This window comes from Rhizobium nepotum 39/7 (assembly GCF_000949865.1).
GTDB classification, from domain to species: domain Bacteria; phylum Pseudomonadota; class Alphaproteobacteria; order Rhizobiales; family Rhizobiaceae; genus Agrobacterium; species Agrobacterium nepotum.
This window is the reverse complement of the sequence record NZ_JWJH01000005.1, coordinates 205,550-224,279: the sequence shown is the minus strand read 5'-3', so window position 1 is coordinate 224,279 and position 18,730 is coordinate 205,550. Positions and strand designations below refer to the sequence as shown.

The following is an 18,730-nucleotide window of genomic DNA, read 5'->3' as shown; positions in this document are numbered from 1 at the left end:
TGGGGAACGGTTATGACGGCGAGAGTTCTGGTTGTTGACGATATACCCGCAAACGTGAAGCTTCTCGAAGCCCGGCTCGTGGCGGAATATTTCGACGTCGTCACTGCCGAAGACGGTTTCAAGGCGCTGGCGATCTGCGACGAGGAGCAGGTCGATATCATTCTGCTCGACATCATGATGCCGGGCATGGACGGTTTTGAGGTCTGCGAACGGTTGAAGGCCAATTCGAAAACGGCACATATTCCTGTCGTCATGGTCACCGCTCTTGATCAGCCGTCCGACCGCGTCCGCGGCCTGAAAGCCGGCGCGGACGATTTTCTGACCAAGCCGGTCAACGACCTGCAACTGATCGCCCGTGTCAAAAGCCTCGTGCGTCTCAAGGCCGTCAGTGACGAATTGCGGCTGCGGGCCGAAACCGCGCGGGAGATCGGCATCGAGGAGATGTTGCGCAGCGACGGCCTCATGCAGACGCCTGGCCGTGTTCTGGTCGCGGATGGCCGCGCCAGCTCGCAGGAGCGCATCATCAGGGCACTGAAGCCGGTTGCCGAGGTGGATGCCGTCACCGAGCCACAGGCGGCCCTGCTCAAGGCTGCGAGCAACCCGTTCGAACTCGTCATCGTCAATTCCAATTTCGAGGACTACGATCCGCTGAGATTGTGTTCGCAGCTTCGCTCGCTGGAGCGCACCCGCTTCCTGCCGCTGCTTCTGGTGGCGGAGCAGGGGGCGGACGACATGGTGGCGCGTGCGCTCGATCTTGGCGTGAACGATTACATTCTTCGCCCGATCGATCCCAACGAACTGGTCGCCCGGTCCCTGACGCAGATCAGGCGCAAGCGCTATAACGAGCATCTGCGGCTCAATCTCCAGCACACGATGGAGCTTGCCATCGTCGACGGGCTGACGGGTCTCAACAATCGCCGTTATCTCGACAATCACCTGAAGATACTTTTCGACCGTGCCGCCGTCCGTGGCCGCCCGATTTCCATTTGCATGACCGATATAGACCGCTTCAAGCTGGTCAACGATACCTATGGTCACGACGTTGGCGACGAAGTGCTGCGGGAATTCGCAGCACGCATCCGCAGCACGGTGCGGGGCGCCGATCTTGCCTGCCGTTACGGCGGCGAGGAATTCGTCGTCGTCATGCCTGATACATCGATAGAGGTTGCAGCAGGCGTTGCCGAACGCCTGAGGGCGATCATCGAGGACAAGCCGTTTTACGTTCGCTCCATCGATCGCGAATTGAGCATCACGGCCTCGCTCGGCATTGCCACCAGCAATGGCGCTTTCGGCGCGCCGGACGAGCTTTTGAAGCAGGCCGACAAGGCGCTCTACGAGGCGAAACACACCGGTCGCAACCGCGTCGTGGCGGCAGCCGCCTGACAACGGCTCTGCTGGCGCGTAACGTTGAAAATCAGCACCGTCTTTTTCGGATTTTCCGCAGTAGCGACGATCATGTGAAGAGCTGGACCGGGAGAAGCTATAAGTCCCTGACCTTGCCTGTATTTTATCCCCTTGCAATGAAAGGGTGAAATCAGGATGGTCTAATAAAGCTCAAGTTGAATAATACGCTGAGTTCAATCTTTCGCGGAACTATATTGTGCCAGCTTTGTATATTTAACCATATTTCCCAGGTTATGTATTTCTGGCTTAAGAATTTGTTGATTTTTATTTTACTTCTGCGCACAATCCCTATTGAGAATAACAGTTCTTCCGGCGGTTTTCCGTCTTGCGATGATGGAATGATGGCGGCTGACACCGCCGTGATTTCGCTCGTCAGGGGCTGGTATTGCGTAGTTCGAATGCCCCATGATGCTCAGGTCCGCCGCATCTCCTGGATCGTGGGGTCGGTCGGCTGACGATGTCCGAATCGGTTCCTCGTGCCGTGATCACATCGTTGGCCGACCGCCTTGTTCTCCCAAATTTTTGGCACCTGCCGCCGCTTATAGCGGAGGGATTCCGGCTGGGCGTTTTTTGCGTTCAGGCAATGCGCGGACGAATCGGTTGAGATGCTGGTTGGTCGACACGCCCGTAAAGGGTCTTTCCGGCGCGCCGATGGGCGTCGGCTGGATTTGCGACCCAAGGCCGGAATGATACGAAGATCGAGCGTCTGTGGCGCATCTCGTGCCCTGCGAGGCCGCTGGCGCAGGAAATGCCGGCAACGCTGCTTGTCTCCGTACAAACAAAAAACGCGCCCATTGGGCGCGCTTTTGCCGGAGAACCCGATCAAGATTACTTGATCTTGGTTTCCTTGAATTCAACGTGCTTGCGTACAACCGGGTCGTACTTCGTCTTTGTCATCTTGTCCGTGAACGTACGGCTGTTCTTGGTGGTGACGTAGAAGGTACCGGTGTCGGCTGTCGACAGCAGCTTGATCTTGATTGTTGTAGCTTTCGCCATGGTCGTCCTGCCTTTAAACAAAAGAGAAGCCGCAGGCGCTTCTCACCTCGGCTAAATCTGGCGCGAAACTACGTATCACGCCTGAAAAGTCAAGTCTGTTTTGCCCGGAAAACAAAACGGAAGCCATAAAGCACCACGTAAAGCCCGAAAAACACGGCGAGCGCCCAGGCGAAACCGTCGGTGCCTGCAACATCCATGGAAATGCCGACGGCCTGCGGTCCCGCAATCGTGCCCATGGCGTAACAGAAGATGAAGGCGGCATTGGCGGACACCAGATCGGCCCCCTTGAGACGCGATCCGAGATGGGTGAGGCCGACGGTATACATGCCGGATACAAGGCCGCCCCAGAACAGGAGGAGCGCCGCCACGAGGATCCAGCTTTCCACCAGGAAAGGCAGCGCCAGCGTGCCGCAGACGCCGGCAAAGGCCATCAGCGCCAGCAACGTGCGCCGGTCCTTCATCCGGTCCGAAAGCAGGCCGATCGGTATCTGGAACACCATATTGCCGATGCCCATCACGGTCAGGAGAAGTGCCGCCTGTGATTCGTTGAAACCTTCACGGGTGGCGTAGATGGGAAAGAGCGACAGGCCGCCCGCCTGCACCGCACCGAACACGAAAGCCGCCGCAGACGCCATCGGCACCAGCCAGATATAACGGGCGAAATGGTGGTTTGGCCTTTCGCTCAGCTCCGGGCTTTCGCCGCGTGCGAGGAAGATCGGGATCGCGGCAAGCAGGATGATTGCCGCCCCGACCAGAAAGGGCATGATGCCCTCGCTGCCGACCACGGAAAATAATAGCGGGCCGACCGCGAAACCGACCGCAAGGCCGGTAGCGTAGATACCGAGAACCATACCGCGTTTTTTCGGCGGCGCGGTCATGTTGATCCAGTATTCGGAAAGGATGAACAGCGTGGTGGTTGCGCCATGGAAGACTATCCGCAGCGGAAACCACATCCAGAAGGCGTCGGCGAAATAAAAGCAGAGCGCACTTAGCGCCGAAATGACGACCGCAATAAGCATCGTTCGCGCCACACCGAAATCATGGGCGATCTTGCTGGTCACCGAGGCGGCCATCATCGCCGCGACGCCGGCCATAGCCGAATTCACCCCGATCATGGTGGAGGAGATGCCACGCTTCTCAAGGATGATCGACAGCAGCGGCAGGCCGAGGCCGATGGCGACGCCAACCGCACTGATGGCGGAAATGGCGGCGATCAGTGAGGGCCAGTGAATGGCGTCCGCTTCGCATTTCGTTTGTGACATGACGGCCTTTATACAAAGTCTCGAATGAATCGGCCGTGGCGCGTGACATAGAGCCGCGCGGGGCTTTCAAAGGGCAGTGACGGATCACCTATCATGAGTTTTGTGACATCTTCGAGAACCGTGCGTGTGATTTTCGGCATGTTCAGACCGGAAAGCTCTGTCATGTCAAGCCATTGCACATTGTTCAGCTCGTCGGAATCCCTGATTAGCCGGGTATTCAGCCGCAACTCATCGGCATAACAGCAAAAGAATCGCGTGTCGTAGCGCCTGATATTGCCGGGCGGGGTGATGGCGCGCGCCACATATCGAAAACGGGAAAGGTCCGGACCATCAGCGTCCATGCCCATATCCACGCCGGTTTCCTCGACAAGCTCGCGCGCGGCGGCAAGAGCCAGCGCCCGTGCCCCGGCAGCGCTCAGGTGGCGTGCGGCGGATGCGGTGAGGTTGCGCAGCACGGCGGGGTGCAGATCGCCGGAGAAGGGCAGGGCGTGGTCGCGTGGGTCGCGCTTGCCGCCGGGAAACACGTAAGCACCCGGCATGAAGACATGGGCGTGGCTGCGCTGGCCCATCAGCACCCGCAGAGCCGGGCCGGAGCGGTCGAACAGGATGATGGAGGCGGCATCGCGCGGCCGCATGGGCGTGCGCGCCGCTTCGGCGTTCGTGGGTAGCTGGGGCATGTGCAAGTTCCCGCCCGCCGTCAGTGGGAGGAGCCGTCTATCTGCACTTTTGGTTGTTTTCCGTCGAAGCCGTGCATCCGGAGCGCCCATTGCAGGCCGATGACGCCGCCCTTGATCGGCTGCAGCGTCAAAAGCGCGGCCAGAATGGTGATCGGTATCCAGATGGCGAAGTGCACCCACATGGGAACGTGAAAGACCATATCCGTCATCATGAAGCCGCCAACGGCGATATGGCCGATAATAACGATGGAAATATAGGGCGGCAGGTCATCGGAACGGTGGTGATGCATTTCGGCGCCACAGGCAGCACAGCTGTCCACCGGCTTCAGAAAGGCCCGAAACAGGCGGCCGCCGCCGCAGGCCGGGCAGCGGTTGGCCATGCCCCGCATGATCGAACGGCCAAGCGGCCGCTCCGCGCTGTTGTCTCCGAAGGTGACCGTTTCCGAGCCCTGATTTGCACTCATCCTTAAGTCCTTCTCCCGTTTGTCTCGACCGCTTGTCGCGGTCTTGTTACCGTCGTCCTCTCGGCGGCCGCGTTCCGGGCTTGGCGCCAGGACGCGATGTCCGCCGGCCTGCCTTGTGGAACGACCGCGAGCCGACCGGCATCTTGCGCCCCGGGCTCAGCATTTCGAAACGCAACGCGCCAGCCAGTGGCACCGCTTCCGCAAGCCGCACCTGAACCGTGTCGCCAAGCTGATAACCGAGACCCGTCTTTTCCCCCGTCAGAGCCTGATGCGCCTCGTCGTAAAAGAAATAGTCGGTTCCGAGTGTAGATATAGGAACAAACCCGTCCGCACCAAACTTTGGCAGCGCGACAAATAGTCCCGCCTTGGTGACACCGGCGATGCGGCCATCGAACTCCTCGCCGACGCGTTCGGAAAGATGATGCGCGATCAGCCGGTTGATGGTGTCGCGTTCGGCGGCCATGGCACGGCGCTCGAAGGTCGAGATTTCGGCGGCGATGTCGTCCAGCGTCGCCTCTTCCTGCGGGGTGATGCCGCCTTCGCCCAGCCCGAGCGAGCCCACCAGCGCGCGATGCACGATCAGATCGGCATAACGGCGGATCGGTGAGGTGAAATGCGCGTATTTCATCAGGTTGAGGCCGAAATGGCCGATATTGTCAGGGCTGTAGATCGCCTGGCTCTGGCTGCGCAGCACCATCTCGTTGACCATGATCTGGTGCGGCGTGTCGAGCGCGCGTGCCAGAATACCGTTGAAGGAATTGGCGCGCATGGCCACGCCCTTGGCCATGGAAATGCCGATGGTGCCGAGGAATTCGCGCAGCACTTCCTGCTTGGTAAGCGTCGGAGCGTCATGCACGCGGTAGACCAGCCGCTGCTTTTTCTTTTCCAGCGTCTCGGCGGCGGCGACATTCGCCTGGATCATCATTTCCTCGATCAGCTTGTGCGCGTCGAGGCGTTCGGGAATGACGACCTTGTCCACCGTGCCGTCGGGCCGCAGCTGGATCTTGCGTTCCGGCATGTCGAGTTCCAGCGGCTGGCGGCGGTCGCGACCGCGCTTCATCACCTCATAGGCGTGCCAGAGCGGCTTGAGGATGGGCTCCAGCAGCGTGCCGGTCTTGTCGTCCGGGTGGCCGTCGATCGCTGCCTGCGCCTGCTGGTAGGAAAGCTTGGCAGCACTCTTCATCATGATGCGGTGGAAAGTGTGGCTCGCTTTGCGGCCTTCCTTCGAAAAGGTCATCCGCACCGCAAGGGCAGGGCGGTCAACGCCTTCCTTCAGCGAGCAGAGATCGTTGGAGATGCGTTCCGGCAGCATCGGCACGACACGATCAGGGAAATAGACGGAGTTGCCGCGCTTCAGCGCCTCGCGGTCGAGCGGCGCGCCGGATCGCACATACCAGGACACATCGGCGATGGCGACGGTGACGATGATGCCGTCCGGGTTGTCGGGCGATGGGTCCAGCTCGGCATAGACCGCGTCGTCATGGTCCTTGGCGTCGGCCGGATCGATGGTGATGAGCGGCAGATCGCGCCAGTCCTCGCGGTGCGACATGGTTGCGGCCTTGGCGGCGTCCGCCTCGGCCAGAACATTCGGCGGGAAGATGTGCGGAATACCGTGGGCATGGATCGCGATCATCGAGATCGCCTTTTCCGAGGCCACGGAGCCGACGACGGAGAGAACCTTCGCACGTGTCAGGCCGTAACGGCCGCTATTGCGCGAGGTTTCCACCTCGATCAGATCGCCGTCCTTGGCATCACCGACGCCATCGGGATCGATCACCATTTCCTCGCCGCGCCGGTCGATCGGCATCAGGCGTCCGCCGCCGCCTTCCATTTCCTTGAACACGCCAAGCAGCGCGTTCTGGCGACGGTCGATCAGCTTGACGACGCGGGCGGTATAGGCGGGACCGACGCTGTCCTTGGAGGGGAAGATCTTTGCCAGAATGCGATCGCCGAGACCGGCTGCAGGCGCCTTCTTGCTGCGATCCTGCGAAGACTGGCGAATAAGCACGGCCGGAGCCGCACCCAGATCCTCCGGCCATTCGGCCGGCCGGCCGATCAATTCGCCGTCCTTGTCGCGGGTGGTGATGTCGAGAACCGTCACCGGCGGCAGGCCGCCCGGCCGCGTCAGCGACTTGCGGCTCTTCTGCACCATGCCATCGGTTTCAAGTTCTTTCAGCAGCGCCTTGAGCACGATGCGGTCATCGCCCTTCAGCCCGAAAGCCTTGGCGATTTCGCGTTTGGAGGCCTGCTGCGGATGCTCCGCAATGAATTTCAGCAGCACTTCGCGGGAAGGCACCTCGCCATGGATGATGCCTTCACCTTCATTTGCCCGCTTGCCGCGCCCGGTACGTCCGAAGCCGTCGCTGGCGGAACCCTGTCTCTGACGCGGCGCCTTGCTCACGATTCTGCCTTCTTGGGTTTGGCCGCAGCCTTCGGCTTGGCGGCCGTCTTGCTCTTTGTCGCGGCCTTGGCTTTCGTCGCCTTCGGCTTTGCGGCGGCGTCGCCGTCGGCCTTCTTGGCGGCTGGCTTCTTGGCCTTTACCGGCTTGCCGCCAGTTCCGGTCTTGGCGATGCGCTCGGCAATCAGCACCAGCGACTCGTCCAGCGTCACCGAGACGGGATCCTGCCCCTTCGGAATGGTGGCGTTGACCTTGCCCCAGTTGACGTAAGCGCCGTAACGTCCGTCGCGGACGGTGATCGCGCCGCCATCGGGATGGTCACCCAGTTCCTTCAGAGCCGCAGGCGTGCCATTGCGGCCGCGCCCCGGTCCCTTGCTCAGTTTCTCGGCAATGACGGTGACGGCACGGTTGAGGCCGATCGAGAACACGTCCTCGATGCTTTCGAGGTTCGCATAGGAACCGTCATGCAGCAGGAAGGGTCCGTAGCGGCCAAGGCCGGCGGAAATCATCTTGCCTGTTTCGGGATGTTTGCCGATATCGCGCGGCAGGTTGATGAGCGCCAGCGCCTTCTCGTGATCGATGTCTTCCGGCTTCCAGCCCTTGGGCAGCGAGGAGCGCTTGGCCTCCTTGCCGTCGCCGCGCTGGATATAAGGCCCGAAGCGGCCAGAGCGCAGCGTCAGCTCTTCGCCCGTCATCGGGTCGGCGCCAAGCGCTTTCGGTTCGTTGGATACGGAAGCGTCTGCTTCCGACCCATCGGAGGTGAGCTGGCGGGTGAAGTTACATTCCGGATAGTTGGAGCAGCCGACGAATGCGCCGTATTTGCCAAGCTTCAGCGAAAGATTGCCGGTGCCGCAAACCTGACAGATGCGCGGATCGGAACCGTCTTCGCGCTTGGGGAAGACCAGCGGCGCCAGAACCTCGTTCAGCGCGTCGAGCACATTGGTGACGCGCAATTCCTTGGTATCTTCGATCTGCGCGAAGAAATCCTTCCAGAAATCGCGCAGTACCTGCTTCCAGTCCAGTTCGCCCGCTGAAATACGGTCGAGCTTTTCTTCCAGATCGGCGGTGAAGTCGTATTCGACATATTTGGCGAAGAAGCTTTCGAGGAAAGCCGTCACCAGCCGTCCGCGAGAATGGGGAATGAGCTTGCGCTTGTCGACAACGATATATTCGCGGTCGCTCAGCGTTTTCAGCGTCGCCGCATAGGTGGAAGGACGGCCGATGCCGAGTTCTTCCATCTTCTTGATAAGCGAGGCTTCCGAATAACGCGGCGGCGGCTCGGTGAAGTGCTGGCTGGCGTTGATCTTCTGCTTGGCGAGGTTCTCGCGCGCATTGATCTGCGGCAGGCGGCCTTCGTCGTCACCGTCGTCGCTCTGCTCGCCATCTTCCTTCTGGTCGGTATAGGCGGCGATGAAGCCGTCGAAACGGATCACTGAACCAACGGCGCGAAGCCCCACCTTTTCGCCGGCCTTATCGGCAAGGATTTCCACCGTCGTACGCTCGATTTCAGCAGAGGCCATCTGGCTGGCGATGCCGCGCTTCCAGACGAGGTCGTAAAGACGCAACTGGTCGGCATCGAGGAAACGTTTCACCTGGTCCGGCGTGCGGTTGAAATCGGTCGGGCGGATCGCTTCGTGCGCTTCCTGGGCGTTCTTTGCCTTGGTCGAATAGAAACGTGCCTTTTCCGGCACATAGCGGTCGCCGAATTGCTCGCCAATGGCGCTGCGTGCGGCATCGATTGCTTCCGGCGCCATCTGCACGCCGTCGGTACGCATATAGGTGATCAGACCGACGGTCTCGCCGCCGATGTCGATGCCTTCATAAAGCTTCTGCGCCACCTGCATGGTCCGCGAAGCGGAAAAGCCCATGCGTGAGGACGCCGCCTGCTGCAGGGTGGAGGTGGTGAAGGGCGGGCCGGGATTGCGCTTGACGGGTTTAGCCTCGACCGTGTCGACGACATAGGTTGCGCCTTCGAGCAGCGCCTTGAGGCGGTTGGCGTCATCACCGGTCTTGATCGAGCGGCTTTGCAGCTTCTTGCCATCGGCGGAAACCAGCTTCGCCTCGAACTCGTCACCGCGCGGTGTCTTCAAAAGCGCGCTGATGTTCCAGTATTCCTCGGAGACGAAACGTTCGATCTCGGATTCGCGATCGCAGACGAGACGCAGCGAAACGGACTGCACGCGGCCAGCGGAACGGGCGCCGGGCAGCTTGCGCCACAGCACCGGCGACAGGTTGAAACCGACGAGATAGTCCAGCGCGCGGCGGGCGAGATAGGCGTCGACCAGCGGTATGTCGATGTCGCGCGGGTTCGCCATCGCGTCCAGCACCGCCTTTTTGGTGATGGCGTTGAAGACCACACGTTTTACCGGCTTGTCGCCGAGAACGCGCTTCTTCTTCAGGAGATCGAGCACATGCCAGGAAATCGCCTCGCCCTCGCGATCCGGGTCGGTTGCGAGAAACAGGCCGTCGGAGGCTTTCACCGCATCGGCAATGTCCTTCATGCGCTTGGCGGACGCGCTGTCGACCTCCCAGGACATTTCGAAATCCTGGTCGGGCAGCACCGATCCGTCCTTGGCAGGAAGGTCCCGGACGTGGCCAAAGGATGCAAGAACCTTGTAGCCCGGACCAAGATACTTGTTGATCGTCTTGGCTTTGGCCGGAGATTCTACGACGACGACATTCATATTTTTTTCTCTGGGAACTGGTCCGTTAACATAGCCGGATTGCAACCGAGTGTCGCAACAGGGCCTCTTTATAATTCGACATGGACAGGTAATGCGCGCTGGTCAAGAGGCAAGGCCGATTTTATCGTTACACGCGGCCTGCAACCTATGATTTCCGTGCGATTGTATTGCAATCTTTGGTGAATTAGTTATGATTGGAAACATCATTTGATTTTTACTCAAAGCTCTTCATTTCAGGCTGTATTCGCAGGATAAATATATGGTCCCCGACATAACAAACAATAAGGCCGATAATGAGGGAACCCGGGAGAATTTAGCCTATATCCGGCAGATGCTCGCGGAACTGAGGCTCGTCGCCAATCGCGAAGGCGCCGACATGCTGTGTTATCTGATTGAAATGGCCTATGTGGAAGTCGGCGATATCCAGAGCGGGCGACGCAAGCTTTCAATCCGCGAGGAGCGAAACCCGCCCCCCGGCATGCCGGTTTAGCCGTCCGGCTATATCGAGTTCCAGAAGCACCATGTGAACGGTGGCAGCGGAAAAACCCGTATGGCGGATAATATCGTCGGTCTCGACTGGTGAGTGACCGAGGGCGGCGGCAACGACGCTGCGCTCGTCGTCTCCGGGCGGTGACATCTCCGTGTCGGATCGTGGTTCCTCGATCTTGCGTTCAAGCGGCAATTGCGGTTCCATCAGCGGCCGCAGCGCATCGAGAATATCGGCAGCACCCGTGGTCAGCATCGCGCCTTCCTTGATCAGCCGGTTGGTGCCTTCGCATCGCGCGTCGAGCGGGGAGCCGGGCACGGCGAAAACCAGCCGACCCGCTTCGCCGGCAAGCCGCGCCGTGATCAGCGAACCGGAGCGTTCCGCCGCCTCCACGATGACAACGCCGAGCGAGACGCCTGATATCAGCCGGTTGCGGCGGGGAAAATCCCGTGCGCGCGGTTCCCAGCCAAACGGCATTTCGCTGATCGTTGCGCCACCCTGTTCGTAGATATCCTGCAGAAGCCCTAAATTTTCCTGCGGGTAGGGACGGTCGAGACCACCCGCCAGCATGGCCACCGTGCCGGTTGCAAGGCTTGCCCGGTGCGCCGCCGCATCGATGCCGCGCGCCAATCCGGAAGCGATCGTATAGCCCGCACGACCGCAGTCACGCGAGAGCATCGCGGCGAATTTCGCGCCGTTGATGGAGGCGTTGCGTGATCCGACGATGCCGACGCATGGTCTTGTTGCGGTGGAGGCTGAACCCTTCATGGCGATCAGCGGCGGCGCGCCGTCCAGATGTCGCAAGGCGGGCGGATAGTCCGGCTCGCCGATGCCGACGAAGCGCGCGCCGAATTTTTCAGCCGTTTCGATTTCGCGTTCCGCTTCCGCCTGGGTGGCGATGCGCGGACTGCGTGAGGAACCGCCGCGCCTTGAAAGCTCGGGCAGGGCGTCGAGCGCTTTTTCAGCGCTACCGAAATGATTGATGAGTTCGCGGAAGGTGACGGGGCCGATATTGTCGCTGCGGATCAGCCGCAGCCAGGCGAGCCGCTGCCGCGCGGAAAGCTCTATGCCCTGCCGTATCGTTTCCTCATGCGGCATGACATATCCTTGAAGCTGGCTTCAGCCCTTTTGCCCGATCCTGCTTTCGGTACCCGCCAGAAGCCGGGCGATATTCTCGCGGTGCTTCCACCAGGAAATCGCGCTCAGCAGCGTCACCAGCAACGCCGTCTTTTCAGGCCCGAGTACCCATAGGGCCACGGGGATGACAAGCATGGCCAGCAGCGCCGACAGCGAGGAGTAGCGGGTGATAAAGGCGGTCGCGAGCCAGATCAGCGCGAAGGCCAGCATCAACAGGGGGGCAGCACCCAGAAGCACGCCGATATAGGTGGCCACACCCTTGCCGCCCTTGAAGCCGAGCCACACCGGAAACAGATGGCCGAGAAAGGCGAAGAAACCGGCAACCAGCGAAGCCTCGTAACCCCAGAGCGCATTGGCGACCAGCACCGCTGCCGTGGCTTTCAGCGCATCGAGCAGCAATGTGCCGGCAGCGAGTTTCTTGTTGCCGGTACGCAGCACGTTGGTTGCGCCGATATTGCCCGAACCGATATTGCGCACGTCGCCGAGCCCCGCCATGCGGGTGAGAAGAAGGCCGAAGGGTATCGAGCCGAACAGATAGCCGATCAGCGCCGCAAGCGCGAGAAGGGCAGGCGCCGTCTGCCAGTCAGTCAAAGCACTCATTCAACGTTCCCTCTGTCGCGCGCCTGCGTGATCTCTGCCGTGATCTTATGCCAAGGAATGGACCGCTTTGCCAGCCACATAAGTGGCGACAGCGCGGCCGCTGAAACGGGCGTCCTCGAACGGCGTGTTTTTGGATTTCGACACCAGCTGTTCCCTGGTGACGAGCCACGGCTCGTCGAGATCGATGAGAGTGATGTCGGCCTTCGCGCCCGCCTTCAGAGTGCCTGCATCCAGACCGAAGATTTTCGCTGGGCGGGTGGAAAGCGCATCGATCAGCCGCATCAGCGGAACCTCGCCGCTGTGGTAGAGACGAAGGGCCGCCGCCAGCATGGTTTCCAGCCCCACCGCGCCGCTTGCCGCATCCGAGAAGGGCAGACGCTTGGTATCCACATCCTGCGGATCATGCGAGGAAACGACGATATCGATGGTGCCGTCCTTCAGTGCCTCGACCATGGCCTTGCGGTCGTCTTCGGCGCGCAGCGGCGGCGAGAGCTTGAAGAAGGTGCGGTATTCGCCGATATCGTTCTCGTTGAGCGTCAGATGGTTGATCGAGATGCCGCAGGTGGCTTTTACGCCCCGCTGCCGGGCAAGTCGGATCGCTTCGGCCGATTCCGGCACGGAAATCTTGGCGGCATGGTAGATCGCCTGGGTCAGACCGGCAATGCGCAGGTCGCGTTCCAGAGGAATGATCTCGGCTTCCTTCGGAATGCCTGACAGACCGAGCCAGCTCGCAAAAAGCCCCTCGTTCATGTCGCCGCCGCCGATATATTTGTCGCGGGTCTCGAGCGCGATCACCGCGCCCAACTCGCGCGCATAGGTCATGGCGCGGCGCAGCACCAGCGTGTCGGAAAGCGCCTTGCGGCCGTTGGTGAAGGCCACCGCACCGGCTTCCTTCAGCATGCCGATCTCGGTCATTTCCTCGCCCTTGAGGCCCTTGGTCAGCGCCGCTGCGGGATAGACGTTGACGAGCGCCTTGTCGCGCGCCGCCTTCTTGACATATTCGACCAGCGCAATGTCATCGATGACGGGGTCGGTATCGGGCATCACGATGATGCTGGTAACGCCGCCGGCCGCTGCCGCGCGCGAGGCGGATTCGATCGTCTCACGGTGTTCGCCACCCGGCTCGCCGACGAAGACGCGGGCGTCCACCAGGCCGGGAACGGCCACCAGCCCCCTGCAATCGCGAACCGTCGCACCTTCGGGAGCACCCTGATTATGAGCATCTTTGCCCGAAGCAAGGATCGTGCCGTCGGCCGCAATAACGATGCTGCCGGTCTCGTCCAGATCGCGGGAGGGATCGACGATGCGGAGGTTTTTAAGAACGGTTACGGCACTCATACGCGCTCACCCTGATTTTGCGAGACAAGCAGGGTTTCCATGACAGCCATGCGCACGGCAACCCCCATTTCCACCTGGCTTTCGATGACGCTTTGCGGACCGTCGGCCACTTCGGAGGCGATTTCCACGCCACGGTTCATCGGGCCGGGATGCATGACCAGCGCATCTTCTTTCGCTGCCTTCAACTTTTCGGCGTCGAGACCGTAATAATGGAAATATTCGCGCACCGAAGGCACGAAGGAGCCGGACATGCGCTCGCGCTGCAGGCGCAGCATCATCACCACATCGGCGTTCTTCAGCCCTTCCTTCATGTCGTGGAAAACTTCGACGCTCATGTCGCGGATGCCGGAGGGCAGAAGCGTGGCGGGCGCGACGACGCGCACGCGAGCACCCATCTGGTTGAGCAGGATGATGTTGGAACGGGCGACACGCGAATGCAGCACGTCGCCGCAGATCGCAACCGTTATTCCCGACAGATCGCCCTTGGCGCGACGGATGGTCAGTGCGTCGAGCAGCGCCTGCGTCGGGTGTTCGTGCTGGCCATCGCCGGCATTGACCACGGAGCAGGCGACCTTCTGCGCGAGCAGGGCTGCGGCGCCGGCCGAGGAGTGACGCACGATCAACACATCCGGGCGCATGGCGTTTAGCGTCATCGCCGTGTCGATCAACGTTTCGCCCTTCTTCACCGAGGAATTGCTGACCGACATGTTCATCACATCGGCGCCGAGGCGTTTTCCGGCAAGTTCGAAGGAGGATTGCGTCCGCGTCGAGGCTTCGAAGAACAGGTTGATCTGCGTCAGACCCCGGAGCGTCGAGGTCTTTTTCTCGCGCTGGCGGCTGATTTTCACCGCCTCGTCGGCCTTGTCGAGAAGCAGGGTTATATCCTGATGGGAAAGCCCCTTGATGCCGAGGAGATGGCGATGGGGGAAGAAGACCATGCGGTTGCCTCCTGACGGGCGTCGCATTTTCCCGTGAAAATGCCCGGAACGCCCGAATGCTGATCCGTGCGCTCCCATTCGCTGTGAACACGCCTGTGGAGTGCCGCTGAATTCGGTCCTGCGCTCTATAGAGATTGCTCGCCGCAGGGGCAAGCACCCGTGAACCCTCGAAATGAAAACAGGGCGATGTTTCCCCAGCCCTCGAAAAAAAGTGGATTATCCTGCGTCGGAAGCCCTTCAAAACCGCGCAGGGAGCGACCCCGCATTTGCGGCTAGCGATGGATCGGGTGAACGTCAGACAATGCCATGCTTCCTTAAAAGCGCCTGCTCGTCGCCTGACGCCCAGCCGAAAACTTTCGGCTCCCTGTCCAGTTGCTGGATGAAGTAATGAACATCGAAATCTATTGCGACATCCGATTGGCCCTTGCGGGCAAAGGTCGCCGTCCAGGCAACATGGGCAACGCAATGATGTTCATCGATGGGCGAGAGGCGGATATCGCGTATCCGCATCTTTTTCGTTCCCATGGCCCGATAGCGTTCATAACCCTTCGTCATGGCTTGCTTCAGTTGACCGTCATTCTTTCCAGTCATCACCCCGGCAGGGGAGGCGGCTATGAAATCGGAGGCATAGAGCGATGCGACCTCTTCCATATCCGTGTCACCGTTGAGGGACCTGTTGAAAAAGCGCTCATATCGCTCGAAGAGCTTTCTTACGCTGGCCTCCATGGTCTCTTCTCCAAATGTAGCTTTGTTCCGTGAGGTCATGAGCCGAGAGGTTGCGACACCTCAAGAACAGAATTTTGCAGAAGTTGCGCGCGCGGAATGCCCAATGAAAATACCCCCGGGTGGAATGAACGTCTGCAATGATCGTCTGTTCCGTCGGGTCGTCGCCGGCTCTCTCATCCACCATGCTGGTGCTGTCCCTCGGTCTTGCCGGAAACGTGTTCGGCATTCGCAAAGGCCGGTCCTGAAAAATGCCGAAAGCGGGGTTTTAATCGTCTCAATCGCTTCCTGTGGGCGGGATTATGCAATATCACCCCACTATGCAATTCCAGTAGAAAACAGCTAGAAGCAGTTGATGACCCAGAATTCCCGGACAGAAGAAACGCTCGCCGAACTGAACCAGCCAAGCCTCTGGTCTGGTATCAATGCCTATCGTTCCGATCCGCTGATCGTCGACCTCACCTCCGGCCTGTCTCGCAATCTGCGGGACGAGTTCGACCAGATCGGGCGTTATGTTACCTCGCACGAGGCGCAGGAACTGGCGCGCATGGCCAATCAGGGCCTGCCGCAGCTGCACACCCACGGCCCGCGCGGCGAGCGTCTCGATCAGGTGGAGTTCCACCCCGCATGGCACGCGCTGATGCGCCGTTCCATGTCATCAGGTCTTCATTCCAGCGTCTGGGAAAACGCGACCGAAACGCGCGGTAACGAACACAAGGCCCGCGCCACCAAATTTTATCTGACCTCGCAGCTTGAGGCCGGGCATCTCTGCCCGCTGACCATGACCAGCGCCTCCGTCGCCGCCATCATGACCTCGCCGCGCGTGCAGAAGGAATGGGTGCCGAAAATCCTGTCGCGTAAATATGATTCCTCGCAGAAGCCGGCTCTGCAGAAAACCGCCGTCACCGTCGGCATGGGCATGACGGAAAAGCAGGGCGGCACGGATGTGCGCGCCAACCGCACCACGGCGGAACGGGTAGGCGAGGGCATCTATCGCCTGTCCGGCCACAAATGGTTCCTGTCCGCGCCGATGAGCGACGGTTTCGTGATGCTGGCGCAGATGGGCGACGGCATGGGCTGTTTCCTGGTGCCGCGTTATCTGGAAGACGGTTCCGCCAACGGCCTGCATTTCCAGCGCCTGAAGGATAAGCTCGGCAACCGTTCCAACGCCTCCGCCGAAGTCGAGTTCACCGATGCTTTCGGTTATCTCCTCGGTGAGCCGGGCAGCGGTGTGCGCACTATTCTCGACATGGTGACGCTGACGCGGCTCGATTGCGCGCTGGCGTCATCCGGCATGATGCGCGCTTCGCTGGCCGAAGCGGTGCATTTCGCACGCGGCCGTTCGGTCTTCGGCAAGACGCTGGTCAGCCAGCCGATCATGACGCGCGTTCTCGCCGACATGGCACTGGATGTTGCTGCCGCGACGGCGCTGTCCTTCCGGCTGGCTTCGGCTTTCGATGCCGCCCGCAACAATGCCGCCGAGGCGGCCTATGCGCGGGTGATGACGCCGATTGTGAAATACTGGTGCTGCAAGATCGCACCGGCGCTGATTTATGAGGCCATGGAGTGCCTGGGCGGCAATGGATATGTCGAGGAACGGCCGATTGCCCGCCACTACCGCGAAGCGCCGGTCAACGCCATCTGGGAAGGTTCGGGCAACGTCATGGCGCTGGATGTGCTGCGGGTTCTTCAGCGCGGCAAGGATTTGTTCGATCTCGTTTTCCAGACGCTGGAGCGTGACCTCGGACCCGCCGGTAAAAAGACGACGGACGTCCTGCGCGCCGCAATCGCGCTTGCCGAACGCGACGAAGGGGCGGCCCGCCTGCTGGTCGAACAATTCGCGCTTGCTGCCGCTGCCGCCGAGCTTTGCCGGCTTGGTGCCGGCAAGATCGCCGATGCGTTCCTGGAAACCCGTCTGGCGGGCGGTTGGCGGCATACTTACGGCATGCTCGATTCTCGCTTCGATCCGAATTATATAATCGATCTTCTGTATCCGCCCGCGTCCTGAGCGACAAAGGGCGGATGACGGTTGTTGCAATCCCGGCGGGAGGGGTCTCGGATTTGAAAAAAAGCGGTGGCGTGGAGCGTGCTGTTATCGGTCAAAACATCCTGGCGTGTCGATGCGCGGCAATGGAGGGCGGCCGATGCTGACTTTTCGTTCCGCCCGTCCGGAAGATGAGGACGCGCTTTACGCCATAAGCCTTGCCACCGGCGACGCCGGAGAGGATGCGACACCGCTTTATCGCGACGGCCGCATGGTCGGGCATATTTATTCCGTGCCCTATCTGCATCTTTGGCCCGATGCCGTTTTTGTGGCGGAGGACGAGGAGGGTGTGTGCGGGTACATCGCCGGCGCACTCAATACGACCCTGCATGATGAGAGGCTGGAGCGGGAGTGGTGGCCGCATCTGCGCGCCCTTTACCCCGACCCCGGTGGCGACCAGCAGACATGGAACGCCGACCAGCGCCGCGCCCATTTCATCCACCACCCGCGCCACACGCCTGCCTGGCTCACCGATCCGTTTCCGGCCCATATCCACATGAACCTTCTGCCGCGCACGCAGGGCAAGGGCGGCGGCACGCGCCTTTTGTCGCGCTGGCTGGATATGGCGAGACAAAACAACGTCTACGGCATCCATCTCGGCGCCAGCGAACGCAACGGTGCGGGCATGCGCTTTTGGGAAACCCGTGGCTTCAAACGTCTCGAAAGCCACGAAACACCCGGCACCGTCTGGTTCGGCATGGCATTGGAGTGATATATTTGCCGGAGCACGGGTTCTTGATCTTCACTCATCCACAGGAACCTTGTCCCCAACCGCCCTGCCGCATTGTCCTTGTCTTCATGCTTTGTTAACCCCTTCGGTCAGGCCTTTTAAAAGACGGGTAGAAAAGCATGCTGGCGACCGCAGAGGTGATTTCAGCCGACAGACCGGAAAAACGCATCAAGGATCGCGCAGCGACCGAGAAGGCGATTTTTGATGCGGCGCGATCGCTTCTCTCCGAAGAAGGCTTTCAGGGTTTCGGCATCAATGCGGTGGCCCGCCGCGCCGGCTGCGACAAACAGCTGATCTATCGCTATTTCGGTGGTCTGGACGGCCTGATCGAGGCGATCGGCGAGGATCTCGGCTCCTGGGTGAAGGACCGTATTCCCGAAGACACTGGCGGCATGTTCCTTTTGACCTATGGCGATCTCATGGAAAAGCTGGCGCTTTATTTCATGGATGCGCTGCGCAGCGATCCTCTCGTCTGCAAGATCATCGCCTGGGAAGTGTCGGATGGCTCGCCGCAGGTCAGGCAACTTGCCGAAGCCCGCGCCAAGTCGCTTGGCAAATGGCTGGAGCGGATGCGCGGTTCGCTGGCCGCGCCGAAGGGGGTGGATACCGCAGCCGTCAACGCCGTGCTGTTCGCCGCCATCCAGCACCTCGTCATTTCCGCTGCAACCAGCGGCCAGTTTGCCGGTGTACCGCTCAAATCGGACCGTGACTGGGACAAGATCGCCACTGCGGTCAAAAGACTGGTGCGCGGCGTTTACAGCTGAACCCGGTTTCAGCGCAGGCGAGACCGTGGCAACGGGGGCACGCCGACATTAACGAAAAATTAGCCATGTTTTTACCCGGCCCGC

General features: G+C 60.7%; 16 protein-coding genes. 5 read left to right on the top strand and 11 right to left on the bottom strand.

What is annotated here, in order from left to right; genetic code table 11:
* Positions 1-12: 12 nt before the first annotated feature.
* Complete coding sequence (locus tag RS75_RS07020) at positions 13-1,383, top strand: PleD family two-component system response regulator (RefSeq protein WP_045018665.1); 1,371 nt, start codon at positions 13-15, stop codon at positions 1,381-1,383.
* A gap of 849 nt (positions 1,384-2,232) precedes the next feature.
* On the opposite strand, the gene rpmG is transcribed toward RS75_RS07020, so the two are convergent.
* The 6 genes from rpmG to topA form a co-directional block, all read right to left on the bottom strand.
* The gene (gene rpmG / locus RS75_RS07015; protein ID WP_003496403.1) at positions 2,233-2,400 is read right to left on the bottom strand and encodes a 50S ribosomal protein L33; all 168 of its coding nucleotides are present in this window, start codon (positions 2,398-2,400) and stop codon (positions 2,233-2,235) included.
* An 89-nt stretch (positions 2,401-2,489) separates the two neighbouring features.
* Entirely contained in the window at positions 2,490-3,662 is a 1,173-nt protein-coding gene (locus RS75_RS07010; protein WP_045018663.1) for an MFS transporter, read from the bottom strand.
* 8 nt (positions 3,663-3,670) lie between these two features.
* The gene (locus RS75_RS07005; protein WP_045018661.1) at positions 3,671-4,339 is read right to left on the bottom strand and encodes an NUDIX domain-containing protein; all 669 of its coding nucleotides are present in this window, start codon (positions 4,337-4,339) and stop codon (positions 3,671-3,673) included.
* Between the two features lie 20 nt (positions 4,340-4,359).
* Positions 4,360-4,803, bottom strand: coding sequence for a DUF983 domain-containing protein (locus RS75_RS07000; RefSeq protein WP_045018660.1), 444 nt, complete (start codon positions 4,801-4,803; stop codon positions 4,360-4,362).
* A 46-nt stretch (positions 4,804-4,849) separates the two neighbouring features.
* A complete protein-coding gene (gene rnr / locus RS75_RS06995) occupies positions 4,850-7,204 on the bottom strand; it encodes a ribonuclease R (protein WP_045018657.1) in 2,355 nt (784 codons plus the stop codon).
* Complete coding sequence (gene topA, locus RS75_RS06990; protein ID WP_045018655.1) at positions 7,201-9,885, bottom strand: type I DNA topoisomerase; 2,685 nt, start codon at positions 9,883-9,885, stop codon at positions 7,201-7,203. The genes rnr and topA overlap by 4 nt, the downstream gene beginning before the upstream one ends.
* 259 nt (positions 9,886-10,144) lie before the next feature.
* Here topA and RS75_RS06985 point away from each other — a divergent pair, with 259 nt between their 5' ends.
* Positions 10,145-10,375, top strand: coding sequence for a hypothetical protein (locus RS75_RS06985; protein WP_045018653.1), 231 nt, complete (start codon positions 10,145-10,147; stop codon positions 10,373-10,375).
* On the opposite strand, the gene dprA is transcribed toward RS75_RS06985, so the two are convergent.
* From dprA to RS75_RS06960, 5 genes are all read right to left on the bottom strand, one after another.
* Positions 10,331-11,470 carry a DNA-processing protein DprA gene (dprA, locus tag RS75_RS06980; protein ID WP_045018651.1) on the bottom strand — a complete coding sequence of 380 codons (1,140 nt, stop codon included), beginning with the start codon at positions 11,468-11,470 and terminating at the stop codon, positions 10,331-10,333. The genes RS75_RS06985 and dprA overlap by 45 nt on opposite strands.
* 21 nt (positions 11,471-11,491) lie before the next feature.
* Positions 11,492-12,109 (bottom strand): glycerol-3-phosphate 1-O-acyltransferase PlsY, encoded by a 618-nt coding sequence (gene plsY, locus RS75_RS06975; RefSeq protein ID WP_045018649.1) that lies wholly within the window; start codon positions 12,107-12,109, stop codon positions 11,492-11,494.
* A 45-nt stretch (positions 12,110-12,154) separates the two neighbouring features.
* Positions 12,155-13,447 carry a dihydroorotase gene (locus RS75_RS06970; RefSeq protein WP_045018646.1) on the bottom strand — a complete coding sequence of 431 codons (1,293 nt, stop codon included), beginning with the start codon at positions 13,445-13,447 and terminating at the stop codon, positions 12,155-12,157.
* Positions 13,444-14,385: an aspartate carbamoyltransferase catalytic subunit gene (locus tag RS75_RS06965; RefSeq protein WP_045018644.1), complete on the bottom strand. Its 942-nt coding sequence runs from the start codon at positions 14,383-14,385 to the stop codon at positions 13,444-13,446. Before RS75_RS06965 ends, RS75_RS06970 begins: the two co-directional genes overlap by 4 nt.
* 294 nt (positions 14,386-14,679) lie before the next feature.
* Positions 14,680-15,111, bottom strand: a complete 432-nt coding sequence (locus RS75_RS06960; protein WP_045018642.1) for a Cif family virulence factor — start codon at positions 15,109-15,111, stop codon at positions 14,680-14,682.
* A gap of 352 nt (positions 15,112-15,463) precedes the next feature.
* On the opposite strand from RS75_RS06960, the gene RS75_RS06955 reads away from it, so the two are divergent.
* From RS75_RS06955 to RS75_RS06945, 3 genes are all read left to right on the top strand, one after another.
* Positions 15,464-17,116, top strand: coding sequence for an acyl-CoA dehydrogenase family protein (locus RS75_RS06955; RefSeq protein ID WP_045018640.1), 1,653 nt, complete (start codon positions 15,464-15,466; stop codon positions 17,114-17,116).
* 136 nt (positions 17,117-17,252) lie between these two features.
* On the top strand, positions 17,253-17,864 hold the full coding sequence (locus RS75_RS06950; protein ID WP_045018825.1) for a GNAT family N-acetyltransferase: 612 nt from the start codon (positions 17,253-17,255) through the stop codon (positions 17,862-17,864).
* A 137-nt stretch (positions 17,865-18,001) separates the two neighbouring features.
* Positions 18,002-18,646 carry a TetR/AcrR family transcriptional regulator gene (locus tag RS75_RS06945; protein ID WP_045018638.1) on the top strand — a complete coding sequence of 215 codons (645 nt, stop codon included), beginning with the start codon at positions 18,002-18,004 and terminating at the stop codon, positions 18,644-18,646.
* The last annotated feature ends 84 nt before the right edge of the window (positions 18,647-18,730 follow it).

Bases quoted from the DNA above. Each gene is read 5' to 3' on its own strand.
- plsY (WP_045018649.1), bottom strand. From the start codon at position 12,109: ATGAGTGCTTTGACTGACTGGCAGACGGCGCCTGCCCTTCTCGCGCTT.
- RS75_RS07000 (WP_045018660.1), bottom strand. From the start codon at position 4,803: ATGAGTGCAAATCAGGGCTCGGAAACGGTCACCTTCGGAGACAACAGC.
- dprA (WP_045018651.1), bottom strand. From the start codon at position 11,470: ATGCCGCATGAGGAAACGATACGGCAGGGCATAGAGCTTTCCGCGCGG.
- RS75_RS07010 (WP_045018663.1), bottom strand. From the start codon at position 3,662: ATGTCACAAACGAAATGCGAAGCGGACGCCATTCACTGGCCCTCACTG.
- RS75_RS06960 (WP_045018642.1), bottom strand. From the start codon at position 15,111: ATGGAGGCCAGCGTAAGAAAGCTCTTCGAGCGATATGAGCGCTTTTTC.
- RS75_RS06950 (WP_045018825.1), top strand. From the start codon at position 17,253: ATGCTGACTTTTCGTTCCGCCCGTCCGGAAGATGAGGACGCGCTTTAC.
- RS75_RS06945 (WP_045018638.1), top strand. From the start codon at position 18,002: ATGCTGGCGACCGCAGAGGTGATTTCAGCCGACAGACCGGAAAAACGC.
- RS75_RS06985 (WP_045018653.1), top strand. From the start codon at position 10,145: ATGGTCCCCGACATAACAAACAATAAGGCCGATAATGAGGGAACCCGG.
- topA (WP_045018655.1), bottom strand. From the start codon at position 9,885: ATGAATGTCGTCGTCGTAGAATCTCCGGCCAAAGCCAAGACGATCAAC.
- RS75_RS06970 (WP_045018646.1), bottom strand. From the start codon at position 13,447: ATGAGTGCCGTAACCGTTCTTAAAAACCTCCGCATCGTCGATCCCTCC.
- RS75_RS06965 (WP_045018644.1), bottom strand. From the start codon at position 14,385: ATGGTCTTCTTCCCCCATCGCCATCTCCTCGGCATCAAGGGGCTTTCC.
- RS75_RS07005 (WP_045018661.1), bottom strand. From the start codon at position 4,339: ATGCCCCAGCTACCCACGAACGCCGAAGCGGCGCGCACGCCCATGCGG.
- RS75_RS07020 (WP_045018665.1), top strand. From the start codon at position 13: ATGACGGCGAGAGTTCTGGTTGTTGACGATATACCCGCAAACGTGAAG.
- RS75_RS06955 (WP_045018640.1), top strand. From the start codon at position 15,464: ATGACCCAGAATTCCCGGACAGAAGAAACGCTCGCCGAACTGAACCAG.
- rpmG (WP_003496403.1), bottom strand. From the start codon at position 2,400: ATGGCGAAAGCTACAACAATCAAGATCAAGCTGCTGTCGACAGCCGAC.